Consider the following 17,723-nt stretch of genomic DNA (forward strand, 5'->3'; position numbering starts at 1 on the left):
CTATATGTATAGTTATATCTTAATTTATAATACATATGTCTTAGGTGGATTTCCTGAAAAATCAGCTATCACAGCATTTGCTTCATCAAGGTAGAAAATCTCGAAAATAGGATTTTCTGCTGTTTGATAGAGAGATTTTACAAGTGGGCTTGCTTCAATGATCGCTTTCTTAATTTCTAAATCATTAGAGAATGTTACCTTCCCACTTAATCGCATCCAAGCAAAAGTTGAGCTTGATGTTACTATTTCTACATAAGGAGTATTTTGCATTTCTTTATAAACTTCTTTTGTATTATTTGTGCAGAAGTATAGTTTGCCACCTTGCTCAAGCATAAATTGAAAAGGTCTTACTTTTGGTCTACCATCTAAACCTACTGTAGCAAAATATTGTACTGGATTTTCATTTAAAAATTGTATCACTTCATTCATTGTTAATGCCTTCCTATTCATTTTATTGCCACCGGTTGCTTATGAATTTATAATAATATTAAAAGTATCGTTTGGAAAGTAAGCACTTTAAAGTGCTATAGGTACCTAAAAGAAACTATTGGAGGATGAGTGATGCAACGACTTTTACCACCTTGCCCTATTGAAACAACGCTATATCTTATTGGTGATAAATGGAAAGTTTTAATTTTAAGAGACTTACTCCCGGGAACTAAACGTTTTGGAGAGTTAAAAAGCTCCATAGGAAATATTAGTCAAAAGGTATTAACGCAGAATTTACGTGCTATGGAAGCCGATGGACTTGTGATACGCCAAGTTTACCCTGAGGTACCACCTAGAGTAGAATATTCATTAACTGAGTTAGGCTATAGCTTACAACCTGTTATGGATGCACTATGGAAATGGGGAGAACATTATCAGAGCATGTATAAGGATTAAAATCTGGGTCTTAAAAAGAGCCCCTTTCTATCGAAGGAGGCTCTTTTTAATGTTGAAATTTATGTAGGATAAATATATCTATCTATTTATATTTGAAGCTAAGAAGTAGTATGTATAAAACAATATATCTAAGATAATAGCTTAATTATTTTTGAATTGTATAAAGTCCAGGGAGTAGTTCAAGGGTACGGTTCCACTCTGGAATGTGGAGCGTAAGTGATGTTTCTAATCGAATAATAACTTCATTTACAAGTGCTTCAGAAGGCGTAATCGTAAGGTGGTTATCTGTAAGGGATATCTTACAGTTATAGTGAAGCAATTCATCATCTTCTTGGTGAATGTAGGATTTGGTGAGCGCAACTTCTTCAAGGCACTTAAAGTGCTCGTGGACATCATTATCACAGGCACCGCCCTGGTAGATACCATCTGTCATATTTCTATCTGGGTAGGCGTAGCCCATGCTAACTATGGCTGGATCTGTATGCCACCAATCGGATACCATATCAATATATTGTTCCCCTATAACTTGTTTAACCATTTTGCCTTTGCCAGGGCGCATTTCATCTGGAACGAATACGTCAGCTTCTATGTAAGGGTCTGTGGCAAAGGCCCATCTTAATTTACCAGTCTGATAGTCGATAACTTGCATGCAGGCACCAAGTGTATCCATAAGGTCAGTGAGGTAACATTTTTCACCTGTTAAGCGATATAAGTAGTAAGTTGCGTAGTTTTTCCAAGAAGTCCAGCCATGTGGGCTTGTCATTAGGCCTTGTAAAATCATAACGTCATACATGCTCTCCCAAAATCTAAGGGTAGCACCGCGCATACGGCAGTCAGGGATTTGGGTAAGTTCTAAGCAGCGGTGTTTATCTAACATATAGCGTGCAGCTTGGATATAAGGTGTAGGGTCTACGTGGTCATCTGGGACTTGCTCTTGCTGGATAAGAGCAAACATGCCAAGCTGCAGGCTACTACAAGAAATCATACCATCTTCAAAGGTCATCTCTCCTTCAGTTTGTATGTTATCTTTGAACTTCTCTAAATCATCTATAGCACATTTAGCACTTTCGTAGTGAATAAGAGCGCGTTCCTTATAAACAGGCTCCGCTCTAGAAATTTCTGCTAGATAAAGTTCAAGCATAGCCTTAGCAATGTAAATGACACAAGTATAATGTACACCGTAGCCACAGCGGTAAGCACCATCGTCACTTTGGTGTTTCATAACATGGCTTGCAAGTTTGTCCGCTCTATCTAGATAAAGAAGGTTACCGGTAGCTTCATAGGCATCTACAAGGAGCCCAATCATCTGGGCCCAGTTTTGGATGCGACCTGGAAGGGCAGCTTCGACAGGGATATCCTCATGGAGCATAACTTGATAAACCTCTTCAAATTTTTGCTCTAGAGCTTCATCAAGCTCAGGCTGTGGATGATACTTCCTAGCTAAGAAGGCAGAGAAAAAGCCATACCAGGATTCTGTATGCGTAGTAGCTTTCTGCTTATAAGTAAGGGCAGCTTTACGTGCCTCATCTAGATAATAAGACCAAGGCTGGCGTACATAAATCAGTGCCTCATTTATCTTATCTTGGTGAGAGGAAAGGACTTGCCATATACCGTATTCATCTAGTGTAACGCAAGTTGTATCTGTATAAACCTTTCCACTTGGGGCCTTAAAGGTGAGAGCGCCAAAGGAAGTTGCTGTAGCTTGTTCACCTAGTTCATAAGTGTATTTATCCATTTTAATGCTAGCCATACCTATGTAATGCTCTAAAGTAGGAAGTAATTCTTCCTCTGTTTCTACATGTGCAAGTAATATACGAAAGATTTTAGATTCTCTAGCAGGTATACAACTAAGAGATTGAGGGTGACGTATGGGGAGAGGTCCTTCATTTAGTAAATCCAAACTCGTTGTGTAAATACGATGCCCCGTATCACTGTATACTGGGTCATAGTAAGCACGTGAGTAACTATGATGCCAAGAAGCTATAGGGTCTTTGGATGCAAGAGCTAGTAGGCTTCCTTTTGGTGAACGCATGTATCCCCAAGTATGTGTGCTTTCACAACGTATCATAGTAGGGAAGAAGCGGTTATCCCAGTCAGGGAACTTTTCCATATAAGTATCAATACCTAACCTGAGTTCGAGCCTTTTAGGAGTAAAATCATGATCAGAGTGATTTTGCACAAATAATGTAAGTTCTAGTTGGTAGTTGCTTTCTTCATAATGCATATCAAAGAGTAGATTATTGTAGGTGCCTTTCAAACTTCCAATAGCTGGATGAAACTTAACTTTAATAGGCTCACTATCTTCTTTGGTCCATATAAAAACACTTGGGCCGCTGTACTCATCTTGCCTAAATTTAATTGCTAAATCATTTTCCCAAATTAATTTGTTGATGCTTCCATCTAAATTATAGGTAATCATCGGTTATAAATCCTCTCATAAGTGTTTAAATATAATAAATTTTAACATAAAATTATTAAATAAACAAAAAATAACACCGAATAACAGTATACTTCTTAACAAAATATAAGAATTCTTAAAGAAAGCTTAAGAAAAATATACGGTCTTTTATAAGAACTGGCTTTTATAATAAGAGGTAAGAGATGTTATTTTTAATGAAAAGTAGGTGATAAAATGCCAAAAGGAACTTGGCTAAGCACTAAACTAGAAAAAGCTTACCAGAAACATAGCGTGAAAAAAGAGCAGCAATTTTATCAGAATATGTTACGTGGAAATGACTATAGAGGAACAGATATTATTTTTAATCAGAATACACTTGCATGGCTTGTAGTAATTGTAACAGTATTTTTACAGCTTATATCACTGGCCACTACTTATGAAGGGAGTAAAGTTTACTTTGGTGGGGTCAACTTACCATTTAAATTAAGTGCGCCTCTTCTATTTGCATTAGCTATTCAGCTGATTGTATTTTGTATGAGTCATACGATTAGAAAGTACTTTAAGATATGGTTCGTTATGATTTTGGTCATGGCCACAGCGTGTTCAACCTATTTTTCATACATAGGTATTTATAACCACATTAATTCACCAGTGGATTATTTAGAGGAACGTTACAAACAGATTTATGGCAATATGACACAGAAGTATCAGCTTGTGAAAGACCAGTCAGAAAATGAAATGAAAGGCTATATATTTGATTTAGTAGGTGAAATTAATAAGTCGTACAGTAGCCTATCTAAACAAGTAGAAGAAAATAAGGTACTGGAAGAGAAGATTAATGGTATTAAGGTAAGTGGAGGGAAGATTAATGCTCAGACTAATGCCATTAAAAAGCCTAATATCAACAATTATGGAGATAATCTAGATAAGTATTATGAAGATATGGCTAAGTATAATGCTGCTGTAGGAAATATGATTACGGACACTACTAAGCAAGATGCTGATCTTAAAAATGAGCTTTATGAAAATGAGGTTAAGGCTATCTTAGGTGGGCAAAGCAAAGAGGAGTTCATTAATAAGAGTATAGAAGCAGAGACGAATAAAGAGCAGATTCAAAAGCTTGTAGCATCCATGTATAAGCTTGTAGAACCTGAGGGAACAGAGACAGCCTTTGATAAACAGATGGATGCTATTCAAGATTATGCTCTTGGTTTCATGATGAGAGGAGAAGGGGATAGAAGTATTTTTTCTACATTATTAACCAATCTTTATACGGGTGTAAGTGGATTAGATGCAGAGGAATCTGCCAAGTTTAAAGAGAACCTTAATCATTTCTTAGCATTAAGAGATGCAGATGAGGTGATTATGCAGCCTCTTGAAGTAGTTCAAAAGCAAGTTATGCCAGATGGTATTATAAGAGAAGAAGATGCTATGACACTCTATACCCAGATGCAGTCGGAGATTAAAAATGCAGCTTATCTCCTTAATCAAACAGGAAATTTAAAAGAGCAAATTAACTTAACAGATTCTGAATATGTTATGCATAACCTATATGTACTGCCTGTTAAGAACTTATTGGAGCCAGGTAGTTCAAAAGCAATGGCGTGGTTCTGTATTGCTTTTGCCGTACTTATTGATGGGCTTACTCTGCTCTTTGCACTGATGCAAGGGAGGGAGAAGACACCTCTTTTTGCTAAGAAGAATAGAGACATTGTAGGTAGGTCGAAAGAGGCTATAGAAGAGCTCCTTATTGCTACCATTATGGCAGGAGATACACAATGTAAGGAAGATGAGCGCCTAGGGCATACGCTTTTGGCGATTGAGAGCTTCCTTAAGCACTTTGAGATTATTCCAGAAGGCATTGAAAGTGGTTACTCCATGTGGTGTCCACTTGAAAAATTAGACAAGTATAGTGCTTTCGTGGCTGTATTATGCCAATTTAACTTAGCAAGCATCCTTTCAGGTCAGGAGATGTATCTAACGGGCGAAGGGAATTATGATACAGATGAAAAGTATCTTCTCATTAAAACGAAGTTTATCATTTGGGCAAATCAAAAAATGTCTGATCTTGCTTTAAGACTTGAATACATTAAGAACCTTCATGAAATAGATCAAAACTATAGCGTAGAGGGGGATGTATCATGATTCTATTTGTAGAATTACTAGCGCTTTGCATGGGGCTTACTGTTTTTACGATGCAGCACAAATTCAGGCAGAAAATTAGCCTAGTAGGAAGTAAGGTAGTTTACTGGTGTACATTACTTTTTGTAAGTATCATCTTTAACAGTATCCTTTTTGCTATGTACCCAGAAAGTTATAACATTGCAAGTTACCTTAATTTTAGTACGCTTTTAGCACTATTAGGCACTACTGTAGGATGCTTGATGGTGCAAATAATTGCACCATCTAAACCTTTTAAAAGATGGATGAAGAAGTTTAATAAACAAAAAGGGAATGAGGAATCTACAGAAGAGGTCATTAAAATTAAGGAACAAAGTAACTATCTTAAGGAGCTTCATTTTGAAACCTTTTTAGAAACACTTTGTTGGCTAGCCATTGTTTTTACAGTAGCTTTAGAAATTTTTATGAACCTACTTAGAATGGTATTTCAGACTGAAGCTATTGATATAAGTCTTAGTAAAATGGTATGCCTCATGATGATGATGACAGTGCCTGTTATTGTAAGACAGATTGTATTTTATCTTTACTCCATAAGAGGCATGAAAGAAGAACAGGACTTAGCAGAAGTAGAGGTTAAGTTTTATCATAAGTTAAAGAAGAATAATAGCAAGCTTTAGATTAGAAAATAGGACGAAGTGGGATAACCATGTTCCATGTATTCTTGCAGTCTGATAGGCCTTCTACACCATCAGAGGTAGCAAAAAACATATGTGTAGGTCTGCCAGCCTCAAATAGAATAAAAGGACGTTCTAAGTTACCCATAGTGCGTACTACGCCATCATCCCAAAGCACTTTTCTAGAGTAAGATAGCTTGTTTTTATGGAGCTCCCATTCTAAACCATCTTTGGAGGAAGCGAATATGCCTCCTCTAGCTTCTGTACATGTTCGGCCATCCATATCTTTAGCAATCATAAAGAATTCACCAGTTTCATCTTGCCAGATAAATGGGTCTTCTAGATTAAATTGTTTTGGATCAAAGATGACTTCATGAGAGACAGAAGCATATGGTCCTCTATAATGAGGTGCAGTGGCTACACTCATTTTCATAAAATCAAAGAGGAGCCTTTGATTTAAATCCTTTTTGTAACCCATACATTTATAGACCATAAGGACTTCATCATTTGCACTTACAATAGGTGCTGGATTATTTACCATAAAGTTATCAAAACAATCAGGCCTTGTATCTAAGATAGGCGTGTCAAATCTTTCCCATGGACCATAGACACTATCGGAGATAGCAAGGCCTATTCTTTGGTTAGAACACGTTAAAATATGTACATCTCCACCTAATTGTAGCTGCTCTTTAGTAAAAGTTTCGCTAAATGGATGAGTAGTTCCCATATAATAAAGTAAGTATTTATCTTTATGCTTTATAATCATGGGATTATGTGTTGACCTACCATCCCAATACTGTGGCCCTCGTCTATCTAATACAACTTCTTGGAATACATAAGGTCCTTCTGGCGTATCAGATACAGCACGAACTATTTCTGAACCTACGAGCCAACCTGGATGCATGGGTAAATGCTTACTCCATCTTGAAGCAAACATATGATATTTGTCATCCTCTCCTTTCACAACACTGCCACACCATACCCAGTAGCCTTCCATTCTAAATCCGCCATTTACTGGAGCAGGTAGCATGAAGTCACTTAAATTTATTTCTTTTAAACTCTTTGTTTGTATCCCCATTTTTAATACCTCCTATATATAAATTATGTAAATTATAATATAAAATTCTAGACTAATAAATGAATATATAGATAATTAAAAATTAAAAGGGTTAATTTGAGGGAAATAAACCATAATAAAAAAGAGAATGCTAGAAAGGAGGTAGAAAAATGGTTGTTATTGTGAGAAAACCTAGCCTGGAAGAAGAACAAGAAATGAAAAACTGCCCGACTTGGAGCTGTGAAGTTTCAGAATTTGAATGGGATTTTGAAGAAGAAGAGGTTTGTCTTATTTTAGAAGGTGAAGCAACTGTTACTTATAATGGTGAAGCTTATCCATTTGGAGCTGGAGACTATGTGATTTTCCCTAAAGGAATGAAATGTCATTGGAACGTAACAAAACCTATTAAAAAACATTACAAACATAATGATTAAAAGAGAAAAAGGGTTCTAGAAAAAATCTAGAGCCCTTTTTGCTTGGAGGTTGACACTTGAGATTAGAAATAGATTTGTATAAGACTGAATGTAGTATATGGAGATAATCAAAATATTATGTAGGAGAGGGATTACTTTTATAATAACTTAAATATGTATTTATAATAGAAGCAGATTGCGTTATAATTCGAATAAGAATATTATGAAAATTTTAATTAGGAGGAATAAAATGAAGCAGATAGGTTTGGTGATTATCAGTGCACTTCTTCTAACTCAAACATTACAAGCGTGTTGGATTTATAGTACACCACAGGAGAGAGTAAATAGGGCAGACATGATTGCTATTGTAGAGTTGGTGGGCCAGAGCGGTACTGTAGATAAAGGAGAGTACTTTGTAGGGCGTGACCAATCAAAGACATATATGAGAAAAGATACAGTATGGGAAGTAAAAGTGGATCAAGTCATTAAGGGATTTCATATAGGAGAATCATTACATATACTTACGGATGGTATGAGAGATAACAAGGTGAAGATGAGTACTGATTTTTATTTAGATGAAGAGATGGATCAGTATGCGATTGTATATTTAAACAGCCGTAAAGAAGGCTATTATGTAGAAGAACCTGCAGATGTGGTACTTCTTAAACAAATTATAGATGGTGACCTTGAGGCCACTTTGCAGCAAGAGAATTTATTAGATAAACCTCTTAGAAGTGAACAGACTCAAGAAGATTGGGTAATCTATCAGCAACTTCTTTTAGAACTTGAAGAAGAGAGACAAGGATTATTTTCCATTAAGATAAGAGAAGGGATAGACAACCTCTATCATTTCCTAGAACAGATTGGCTAATGCCTGTTATGTGGGAAGACAAAATTTTAGAAGTGTACTATAATTAATTTTAAAACTAAAAGTTAAGAGGGGAACTATACATGAATCTTAAGAAGCTTTTACAAGCCTCTTTTCTTATTAATCTCATTCAAATTATTTTAATTCTTATCATTATTTTCTTTATCACTTATACACCGAGTAAGGAGATGTATGCACTCCTTTATACGACAGGGATACTGACAGTGTTTAATAGTACCTTATCTGTACTTGGTTACTACTTTATTTTGTATAAAAAGGAAAAAGAAGATGTATCAGAAACGATTAAAAATTTAGAGCGTTTTAATTCGACTTTAAGGGAGCAAAGGCATGACTACTTGAATCATATTCAGGTCATCTATGGACTTATGGAACTCGAAGAATATGAGGAAGCTAAAAAGTATATGGAACCTGTATATAAGGATATTCTAAAGGTCAGCAAAGCACTTAGAACAGCTCAGCCGGCAGTAAATGCCCTGCTTCAGGCAAAGCTTCAAATGGCGGAAAAAGATGCTATAGATATGTATTTAGAGATTAAGTCAGACCTAAAATACATTCCGATGGAGGGGTGGGAGTTATGTAAGGTGCTTTCTAACTTAATTGATAATGGTATGACTGCGCTCAAACAGCTAGACCATGGACGTAATTTGTATATTGATATTACAGAAGATGAACTGTATTATACTTTTTACATTTATAATAATGGACCTGTTATAGAAGAAGAGGCTATACCTAAGATTTTCATAGAAGGCTACTCTACAAAGAAGGAAGAAGGGCATGGTATGGGACTGTATATTACAAAGCGTATTGTAGAAGAAGTAAAAGGAATTATTCAAGTAGAGTCTAGAGAGGGTAAAACGTGTTTTAGTGTGAAATTACCGAAGGATAGAGAGGCAAAACTGACAGTTTAGAGGTAAAAGTGTATAAATGGTAGCTTTCATATAGGCAACAGGCCTTAAAAGACATAAGATAGAAGTATAAAATATGAAGGAGGAGGATAAGATGCTGATAAGTTTATTAGATGGACTTACACTTTTTAGTATTATTCTACTTATTGTAGGATTTGTTCTAATAGGCATCGAGCTGACGGCTCCAGGTATATCTGTACCAGGTGTAGCAGGTACTATTTGTCTTGGTATAAGTGTCATTTTAACAGCAGATACCATAGAAGAAGGTGTCATTATGACCCTGTGTATTTTAGCTGTTCTGGGACTTATGCTGGGTATTATGCTCTGGTTACTTGCAAAGGGCAAGCTTGTAAAACCTATTATTCTAACAGATGAACAGAAGAAGACAGAAGGTTATATTAGCTCATCAGACTTAGAGTACTTATTAGGGAAGGAAGGTATTGCACTAACTGACCTAAGGCCTTCTGGTGTAGGAAGTTTTGACGGTGTGAACTTTGATATTATATCTGAAGGACAATATGTACTAAAAGGTACTGAAATTGTAATTTGTAAAGTAGAAGGCTCAAAACTCGTTGTAAAAGTAAAATAATAAGATAAAGGGGAGAGATAAATGGATAGTGTTATTAAAAGTGTTATTATCATCGGTATTGTAACTTTATTAATTATAGGTTTCTTTGTATTTGTACCAGTAGGACTTTGGATTTCTTCACTGGCAGCTAATGTTAAAGTAAGTATTTTTAACTTAATTGGTATGAGACTTAGAAGAGTTATACCAAACCGTATCGTATTACCACTTATTAAATCTACTAAAGCAGGTATTGGTCTTAGTGTTAACCAGTTAGAGGCACACTACTTAGCTGGTGGTAATGTAGATAGAGTTGTAGATGCACTGATTGCTGCAGAACGTGCTGGTATTGAGCTTCCTTTTGAAAAGGCAGCAGCTATTGACCTTGCAGGACGTGATGTACTTGAAGCTGTAAAAATGAGTGTTAATCCAAAAGTTATTGAAACACCAAATGTGTCAGCAGTTGCTAAAGATGGTATTGAACTTCTTGTTAAAGCGAGAGTAACAGTAAGAGCTAACCTTGAAAGATTAGTAGGTGGTGCTGGTGAAGCGACAGTACTTGCTAGAATTGGTGAAGGTATTGTAACAACAGTAGGTTCTTCTGTATCACATAAAGAAGTATTAGAAAATCCAGATGGTATTTCAAAAATGGTACTAGGAAAAGGTTTAGATGCAGGAACAGCCTTTGAAATTCTTTCAATTGACATTGCTGATATTGATGTAGGTAGAAATATTGGTGCACACCTTCAGACTCTTCAAGCAGAAGCTGATAAAAATATTGCACAGGCTAAAGCAGAAGAAAGAAGAGCTATGGCTGTAGCTAAAGAGCAAGAAATGCGTGCTTATGTTGTAGAAGCAGAAGCTGAAGTACCAAAAGCATTAGCTTATGCTTTAAGAGAAGGTAAAATGGGCGTTATGGACTACTATGACCTCCAAAACATTAGTGCAGATACACAAATGCGTCAAACAATCTCAACAACAGGAACTGGAAAGATGCCACTAGGAGGTGGTAAGGATGGCCAAAAACAATCTTAATTTCAATGCTATGAGTAACCTCGTCACTGGGGGAGAAATACAATTGATGGAGATGAATCAAAAACTATTAACAGGTATGAATAACATGCCTGTTAAATTCTCTAAAAAATCATCTACTAAAAAGAAAAAGAAACACAAAAAGCAAGAGTCACATGATATTTATCATGGAGGGGAAGAGGAGTCTAAAAAAGCGCGGCCTGTAGAGAAGTGTCCAAGACCAGCCTATGAAGAGCTCCCTAGAAGCACTGCACAGGAGCTAGTAGAAGTTGAAAGAACTTATTGGCAGGAAGCTATGGTGTTATCTGAACTACTTGGAACCCCAGTATGTAAGAGAAGAAATAGAAGGAGATCAAGCTATAGATAATGAGTATAAAAGTCTTATTAATAGAAGATGAGGTTGGGATAAGAACACTGGTAAGAAAGATTATAGAAAAAAATGAAGGGTTCAGTATAGTAGGAGAATGTGACAATAGTACAGAAGGTATTAAGCTATTTAATAAGCTTAAACCCGATGTGGTCTTCTTAGATGTTCAGCTTAGAGAAGGTGATGGGTTAAGCTGTGCCAGCATCATGGCCGACATCAATCCTAAGGCAAAACTTATTTTTGCTACAGCTCATAGTGAGTATATGCCAGAAGCCTTTTTAGTATATGCTTTTGATTACCTTATTAAACCTTTCAATGTAGAACGTGTCAATCATACATTAGAGCGTATCAAAGACCTTCAAAAGCCAGATGAAAAACCGACTATGGATAAGATCGTCAGATATGAAAAAGGACTTGAAAAGCTTCTTGTAAAGAGTAAAGAGAGTATGAGCTTTGTTACGATCAATGATATCATACTCATTCAGAGAGAAGACAATAGTACAGTTATCTATACTCAAAAAGACAGTTTTACTACTTCGGCTAGCTTATCTGATATAGAAGAAAAGCTAGATAAGGATCAATTTATCAGAAGTCATAAATCTTATATTATTAACCTATCACAGATTACAAAAATTCTGCCTTACGGCAGATGGACTTATATTGTGAAGTTTAAAGATATCGATAAAGATGCACTCATTACAAGTGAAAAGTATGAGGAGATTAAAAAGATGTTTTCATAGGGGGAGTGTATGAAGCAGATGATTAAAGCCTTGTTAGGGGTTTTATTAAAAGGATTATTACTTGCATTAATAATAGGTAGTGTTATTGGTATCGCCAGTTTCTTTATGACATTTAGTGTAACTACAGTACTTTTAGGGGCAGGGCTTATTGTCATGTGTATTGGCTTGTTAAGTCTGGGAGGTAATATTTCAGGTAGGACAGATATGCGTTATCTCCATGCTAGAAGTTCTGGTAGTACCAGAGGCTATGAATATGCTAAAGAGAACTTAGAACGCTTTGAGGAAGGATCTAACTTTGCAGTGATTATGGGTATTGCAGGTATAGCACTTATTCTCGTAAGTGTCTTTCTAAGCTAGGCAGGTTAATTGACTTTAAAAGTTTAATTGTTTATAATGAAAATAGTTACTTCATGAGGGAGTAGTTTGCTTATTAATATAAGTGGCAAGTCAACATAATGATTACGTAGTAATCTGGCTTGTCTTAAAGAACAAGACTCATGTATGGTTTATTTGCCATACATGGGTCTTTTATTTTTTGTCTAAAATAAGCATAAATCTGTGGTAAAAAGGAGAGGAAAGAATGGGATTTATCGAAATTATTTTAATCGGACTTGGTCTTAGTATGGATGCGGTAGCAGTATCCATGGCGAATGGTATGGCCTATAAGAACACCACTAAAGCAAAAACACTAGCAATGCCAATTCTCTTTGGTGTATTCCAGGGGCTTATGCCACTTATCGGTTACTTTGCAGGGGGACTATTTGCAGATGTGATTAGTAAGTATGCGAATATCTTAGTCTTTGTGATTTTAGGTTTTATCGGAGGGAAAATGCTTAAGGATAACCTAGGGCATAAAGATGAGGAAGAGGCAGAAACAGAAAAAGATGTAGAATCAGAAGGGAAAGTGCTTACTTATAAAACGTTATTTATTCAAGCTATAGCAACGAGTATTGATGCCTTTGCAGTTGGTATAGGCTTTAGTGCTATGCAGGTGAGCATCATTCCGGCAGTAAGCATTATTATGCTAACAACAGCCATATGCTGTCTTATAGCTATTTTGGCAGGTAAAAAGGTAAGTAGTTTACTAGGTGGAAAGGCAGAGATACTAGGCGGTCTTATTTTAGTAATCATTGCAGTTAAAGCGTTATTTTAATAATAAAAGTGCCTAATAGATGCAAAAGTTAAATTTTTGTAGGTGTATTTTGAACGAGAAACTGATATAATAGAGAAAATAAAAAGTAACATAGGATGTATTGAAATTATACAGATGTTATAAAAAGTCTATAAACCTTAACATTTGATGTAAGAAGAGCCTAGTATCTTGATAAGATGCTAGGCTCTTCTTATCTTCTCTCAAGAAGAGATATCTAATTATTATAAAAATATTTACAATTTATAAATTTAAGATTAGAATAAGGATATAGTTTATAAATAACTTTTTATTACATATGTATATGAAAGGAGGATGACAATGATAACAATTGCAGAGTTTAGGCTAAAGGTTTATCTATTAAAAGACATAAAAGTTAAAGATGCGCTAGAAAATATCAGTAAATTACTAGATAGTTGTTTAGTTACCGAGGGATATGATGCGTTACATCATATTAATCAAATGAAGTTTTATAATTTTAGCTCTTTTTATCCATTAGCTACTGGAGGTATATATGAAGCAGGTGGGATTTATTCTATTATAATCCGAACTTTAGATCATCAAGTTGAAAAAGCTTTTGAGAAGAATTTGGACAAGCAATACACAGTTACATTAAAAGCTTTAACGGTAGAAAAAAGAATTATTAAACAAAAGCATTTAGATGAAATCTTTTCGTTAACGCCAATCATTATTAAATTTAGGGATGAAGCTTATTGGCGCGGACATCATTCAGTAATAACATTTGAGGACAGGCTTAAAGTAGGATTAATTAAAAAATACAATTTATTACATGATACAAAGATTGATGAAAATTTTGAGTGGTTTAATTATATAAAAATAACTAATAAGAAGCCTATAGGCACAACTTATAAGAATGTTCAACTTCTAGGGGATAAAGTAAGTATTAAAGTAGCTGATAATAAACTTGCCCAAGATTTAGCATGGATTGCTGTAGGCTCAGGTTTAGGAGAAATGTCAGCGAGAGGATTTGGATTTACGAACTTTAGATACCTTTAAGGGGGTGTAAATAAGTGATTAAAGATTGCTTAGAGATTTTCGAAAAGCAATATAAGAAGTTTGGAGATGCCTATATATTAGATAGCTATGTACTGGGTGAAGGTACTTATATTTTAGTTGATAAAATGGGAGAAATTAAGCAAGTTTTAGAAGTTGTAAAGACTAAAGGGGAACCTGACCGTACAGTAGAAGGTTACAATACGTTTTGCTTAATGGACTATTATTCTAAACTTATAAATATGAACAAGTCTATGGATATTAAGAAAGTAATACATAGTAATAACTACTTGAGCTTTTTTGTAAAAAAAGAGAGTTTAATAAATGGCAAATTAACTAAGGCGATTATTCAAGATTATTATTATACTCTAGGTCATTTAGAGGAGAAGTATAAAAAGCCTAGTCAGAGTAAATTGCTCTATGAAACGACATTAGAGAAGTGTGGGCTAATTAATCAAGAGCAACTTAAGCAAAATGAGCAGTGGATTCATACTCATATTTTTGACTTAGATAAAACTCATAATATTGTAATGGATAAAAGGTACCTTAAGATTTTCTTTGAATCTGATGAGGAAGAGTTCAAACGAGAAGGAGAAAGATATTTCTTTCCTAATGTCTTTAATGCAGCAGAATATAATGTGATTTTAGATGAAAGTATCTATGGTATCCCAAGTAATAATTTAGGACTTAATGCTAAAAAACCGTATCTTAAACATAAAACAAGAAAAAATGAAGTACCCTATTTAGTTTCAACAGAAGAGGTTATGCTTCAAAAAAAATTCTTTGATTATTTGATGAATGAAGTATGTATTGGGCATGTTAACCTTTACTTTAGTGAAGAAGAGGGGATTAAAGGTTACTTAAGTAACGAATTGATGACCTTTAGAAATAGTAAAAGACAAACTTTTACAGGCTATTATTTAAGGATTGCTAAAGGAAAAGAAGTTGAAATTCAGGATGCAGAGAGTATTTTACAGTATCGTACAGAGTTAGAAGGTTTTAAAGTTAGTCGCAGTATTTCTATTGACTATAGTAAAATTGAAAAAGGGATTGAATATGGTGAAATTAAGGAATTAAAGATAGTCATGCAAATGGTGCATTCTAGGTTCTTCAATAATTTTATGGTTTACTTTGGTGAACCATCAGATAAACTTAAAAGTGAAGTTATCAGAAGGTCTATTTTAATGAGTAGAGAGGCTTTTTTTGAATGGTTCTATAAGGGGAATACACTGGCTATCAAATCTCTATTCCCTAAAATATCAAGAGAGCTTATTAAAAATAGCATCAAGGAAAACCAAATGATAAGGGCGAAAGAGCAATGGATGCTCAGAGATGCAATAATAGATTATTTGTATAAGGGGGAAGATACAATGTCAGATAAGATGAAACCTATTTTAGATAGGCTGGAGGAGAAACTCAAAGGAGAAGAAGCCGTACTTGAGAGTGATGCAGAGTACTTTTGTGCAGTAGGACAAGTTGCATATTACTTGCTTTCATTGAATAAGGCATCTAAAAAGACACATGCACTTGTTAATCCTTTGTTGAATGCTAAAGATGACATTCAAATTAAAAGCATTTTAAGAAGATTATTTGTAAAATACAATTATGATATTACTCAAGGTGGAAAAAGATTTAGGTGTTTGTATGCTATGGTAGAAGGGTATATACCAGAAGGTAAACTGGATGAAGATGCCTTACTTTATGGTTATCTTCAAGATAATTTATTGTATAAGAGAGGGGAAAAAGAGAATGAATAAAAGAGTATATGGGGTTTTAGGGATTAAATCTATTATGGCAAATTGGAATGCTGACTTTACAGGCTATCCAAAATCTACTTCTTCAGGTGACATTTTTGGAAGTGACAAAGCTTTTAAGTTTCCGATGAAGAAGATGTGGCAGCAACAAGGGGAAAAGGTTGTTTATATTAAAACACTTAAGACAGAAGAAGTAAAAAAAGAAGGAATAAAAGTTGTACCTCGCTCTTTAAAGGAACGCTATGAACAGCTTTTTGAAGTGAAAAATTTAAAAGATGAAAAAGATGCTCGTAAAGTGCTTACTAATCTTTTTAGTGCAATTGATATTAAAAATTTTGGAGCAACTTTTGCAGAAGAGGGAACGAATTTTTCTATTATTGGTGCGGTACAAATTGGACAAGGCTTTAATAAATATGAAGCAAGTAGAGCGGAAGAACAACAAATTCTCTCTCCTTTTAGAGATGGGACAAAGGATGATGCAGACCAGAGTACTTTAGGAACAAAAATAGTAAGCGATGAAGCACATTATTTTTATCCGTTTGTCATCAATCCTAAGGCCTATGATGAATATGTTTCAATGGGTGTAACAGAAGGCTATACAGAAGAGGATTATGATAAGTTTAAGCAAGCTGCATTAACAGCAGCAACAGCATTTAATACAAACTCAAAATTAGGATGTGAAAATGAGTTTGCTCTTTTTATAGAAACAGAAGAAGACTTATACCTTCCAGAACTTGCTCAGTACATTACCTTCAGTAAAAAAGAAGGCAAAGACTGCATCAATCTAGGTATTCAAACCTTGATTGAAAGCTTAAAATCACGTATTAAGACAATCGAAATCTACTATAACCCACTTAAAATGGTTATCGAATCCCCTATTCAAGGAGCTGCTTACTATAATATTTTTACTAAAGAAGAAGTGAGCCTATGAGAGCCCTGAAATTTACATTAACAGGACAAAATGCTTTTTTTAAAAAGCCCGATGTAAATACATTTCTTTATTTTACTTATTCTCAAATACATAAAGTAGCTTTATTAGGCGTATTAGGTTCGATTATTGGATTAAAAGGTTATGGAAACCAAAAAGGCATGTACCCAGAGTATTATGCATTGTTAAAGGACTTGAAAGTGGCTATTGTACCTATTGCAAAATCAGGAGACTTACCAGGTTTATGCAGTAAAAAGGTGCAAGTATTTAATAACTCTGTAGGTTATGCTTCTAAGGAAGCAGGAGGCAATCTCATAGTGAAGGAACAGTGGTTGGAAAACCCTATGTGGGAGATTTATCTATTAGGGGATGGACATACTTATTATAATTTATTAAAAGAATATTTAATGAATCAAAGATGTGTTTATATCCCATATCTAGGTAAGAATGACCACTTTGCAACTATTAAAGAGGTAGAAGAAATAGAGCTGAAGCACACGATGAATTATGGGAAGATAGAAAGTCTTTTTATAAAAAGTAGCGTCTTATTTAATGAGATAGAAGATGAGAATGATTTCTATGATGATGAAGATGGAGAAGATTACTATAAATATGAGGAGAAGCTTCCTATAGCTTTAGAGCAAGAACATAATCAATATGTAATAGAAAGCTTCGTTTTAACTAATAAAAAAGTTACACCATTTAAAGAAGGTTGTTTTTACCAAGCAAACGAAAAAGTCATTTCTTTTATTTAAAGACTAGAGATAGAGGCATGTAAGATGGATAGGGGCTTACATGCCTCTAATTAGTATAAAGAAAAGGAGGGATTAT

General features: G+C 34.8%; 19 protein-coding genes. 16 read left to right on the forward strand and 3 right to left on the reverse strand.

All coding sequences use genetic code 11. The annotated features are described in order from the left end of the window. Window positions 1–24: 24 nt before the first annotated feature. Window positions 25–429: a pyridoxamine 5'-phosphate oxidase family protein gene (locus ACLTBU_RS12330; protein ID WP_412219141.1), complete on the reverse strand. Its 405-nt coding sequence runs from the start codon at window positions 427–429 to the stop codon at window positions 25–27. A 132-nt stretch (window positions 430–561) separates the two neighbouring features. On the opposite strand from ACLTBU_RS12330, the gene ACLTBU_RS12335 reads away from it, so the two are divergent. Further along, window positions 562–885, forward strand: coding sequence for a winged helix-turn-helix transcriptional regulator (locus tag ACLTBU_RS12335; RefSeq protein ID WP_177671736.1), 324 nt, complete (start codon window positions 562–564; stop codon window positions 883–885). A gap of 145 nt (window positions 886–1,030) precedes the next feature. On the opposite strand, the gene ACLTBU_RS12340 is transcribed toward ACLTBU_RS12335, so the two are convergent. After that, complete coding sequence (locus ACLTBU_RS12340; protein WP_412219144.1) at window positions 1,031–3,304, reverse strand: hypothetical protein; 2,274 nt, start codon at window positions 3,302–3,304, stop codon at window positions 1,031–1,033. A gap of 213 nt (window positions 3,305–3,517) precedes the next feature. Here ACLTBU_RS12340 and ACLTBU_RS12345 point away from each other — a divergent pair, with 213 nt between their 5' ends. Beyond that, window positions 3,518–5,428, forward strand: a complete 1,911-nt coding sequence (locus ACLTBU_RS12345) for a hypothetical protein (RefSeq protein ID WP_412219146.1) — start codon at window positions 3,518–3,520, stop codon at window positions 5,426–5,428. Further along, window positions 5,425–6,081, forward strand: a complete 657-nt coding sequence (locus ACLTBU_RS12350) for a hypothetical protein (RefSeq protein ID WP_412219149.1) — start codon at window positions 5,425–5,427, stop codon at window positions 6,079–6,081. The genes ACLTBU_RS12345 and ACLTBU_RS12350 overlap by 4 nt, the downstream gene beginning before the upstream one ends. 1 nt (window position 6,082) lies before the next feature. Here the strand turns inward: ACLTBU_RS12350 and ACLTBU_RS12355 are convergent, their stop codons facing one another. Next, window positions 6,083–7,156 carry a glycoside hydrolase family protein gene (locus tag ACLTBU_RS12355; protein ID WP_412219151.1) on the reverse strand — a complete coding sequence of 358 codons (1,074 nt, stop codon included), beginning with the start codon at window positions 7,154–7,156 and terminating at the stop codon, window positions 6,083–6,085. A gap of 149 nt (window positions 7,157–7,305) precedes the next feature. Here ACLTBU_RS12355 and ACLTBU_RS12360 point away from each other — a divergent pair, with 149 nt between their 5' ends. From ACLTBU_RS12360 to cas5b, 13 genes are all read left to right on the forward strand, one after another. After that, window positions 7,306–7,569: a cupin domain-containing protein gene (locus ACLTBU_RS12360; RefSeq protein WP_337531227.1), complete on the forward strand. Its 264-nt coding sequence runs from the start codon at window positions 7,306–7,308 to the stop codon at window positions 7,567–7,569. A 229-nt stretch (window positions 7,570–7,798) separates the two neighbouring features. Continuing rightward, a complete protein-coding gene (locus ACLTBU_RS12365; RefSeq protein WP_412219153.1) occupies window positions 7,799–8,419 on the forward strand; it encodes a hypothetical protein in 621 nt (206 codons plus the stop codon). A gap of 80 nt (window positions 8,420–8,499) precedes the next feature. Beyond that, window positions 8,500–9,345 carry a sensor histidine kinase gene (locus ACLTBU_RS12370; RefSeq protein ID WP_320650921.1) on the forward strand — a complete coding sequence of 282 codons (846 nt, stop codon included), beginning with the start codon at window positions 8,500–8,502 and terminating at the stop codon, window positions 9,343–9,345. A gap of 91 nt (window positions 9,346–9,436) precedes the next feature. Further along, entirely contained in the window at window positions 9,437–9,931 is a 495-nt protein-coding gene (locus tag ACLTBU_RS12375) for an NfeD family protein (RefSeq protein ID WP_177671743.1), read from the forward strand. Window positions 9,932–9,952: 21 nt separating this feature from the next. Next, entirely contained in the window at window positions 9,953–10,942 is a 990-nt protein-coding gene (gene floA, locus ACLTBU_RS12380) for a flotillin-like protein FloA (protein WP_177671744.1), read from the forward strand. Then, entirely contained in the window at window positions 10,923–11,306 is a 384-nt protein-coding gene (locus tag ACLTBU_RS12385) for a hypothetical protein (protein ID WP_412219158.1), read from the forward strand. Before floA ends, ACLTBU_RS12385 begins: the two co-directional genes overlap by 20 nt. Next, window positions 11,306–12,046 carry a LytR/AlgR family response regulator transcription factor gene (locus tag ACLTBU_RS12390; RefSeq protein WP_177671746.1) on the forward strand — a complete coding sequence of 247 codons (741 nt, stop codon included), beginning with the start codon at window positions 11,306–11,308 and terminating at the stop codon, window positions 12,044–12,046. Before ACLTBU_RS12385 ends, ACLTBU_RS12390 begins: the two co-directional genes overlap by 1 nt. 9 nt (window positions 12,047–12,055) lie before the next feature. Then, window positions 12,056–12,403, forward strand: coding sequence for a hypothetical protein (locus ACLTBU_RS12395; protein WP_320650923.1), 348 nt, complete (start codon window positions 12,056–12,058; stop codon window positions 12,401–12,403). Window positions 12,404–12,626: 223 nt separating this feature from the next. Continuing rightward, window positions 12,627–13,199, forward strand: a complete 573-nt coding sequence (locus tag ACLTBU_RS12400) for a manganese efflux pump MntP family protein (RefSeq protein ID WP_177671748.1) — start codon at window positions 12,627–12,629, stop codon at window positions 13,197–13,199. Between the two features lie 318 nt (window positions 13,200–13,517). Beyond that, window positions 13,518–14,213 carry a CRISPR-associated endoribonuclease Cas6 gene (cas6, locus tag ACLTBU_RS12405; RefSeq protein WP_412219162.1) on the forward strand — a complete coding sequence of 232 codons (696 nt, stop codon included), beginning with the start codon at window positions 13,518–13,520 and terminating at the stop codon, window positions 14,211–14,213. Between the two features lie 14 nt (window positions 14,214–14,227). Next, on the forward strand, window positions 14,228–15,967 hold the full coding sequence (locus ACLTBU_RS12410; protein ID WP_412219165.1) for a hypothetical protein: 1,740 nt from the start codon (window positions 14,228–14,230) through the stop codon (window positions 15,965–15,967). Next, the gene (locus ACLTBU_RS12415; RefSeq protein ID WP_412219168.1) at window positions 15,960–16,895 is read left to right on the forward strand and encodes a type I CRISPR-associated protein Cas7; all 936 of its coding nucleotides are present in this window, start codon (window positions 15,960–15,962) and stop codon (window positions 16,893–16,895) included. Before ACLTBU_RS12410 ends, ACLTBU_RS12415 begins: the two co-directional genes overlap by 8 nt. Continuing rightward, entirely contained in the window at window positions 16,892–17,647 is a 756-nt protein-coding gene (gene cas5b, locus ACLTBU_RS12420; RefSeq protein WP_412219171.1) for a type I-B CRISPR-associated protein Cas5b, read from the forward strand. The genes ACLTBU_RS12415 and cas5b overlap by 4 nt, the downstream gene beginning before the upstream one ends. Window positions 17,648–17,723 lie beyond the last annotated feature (76 nt).

Source organism: Zhenhengia sp. (assembly GCF_046966505.1).
GTDB lineage: Bacteria > Bacillota > Clostridia > Lachnospirales > Cellulosilyticaceae > Zhenhengia > Zhenhengia yiwuensis.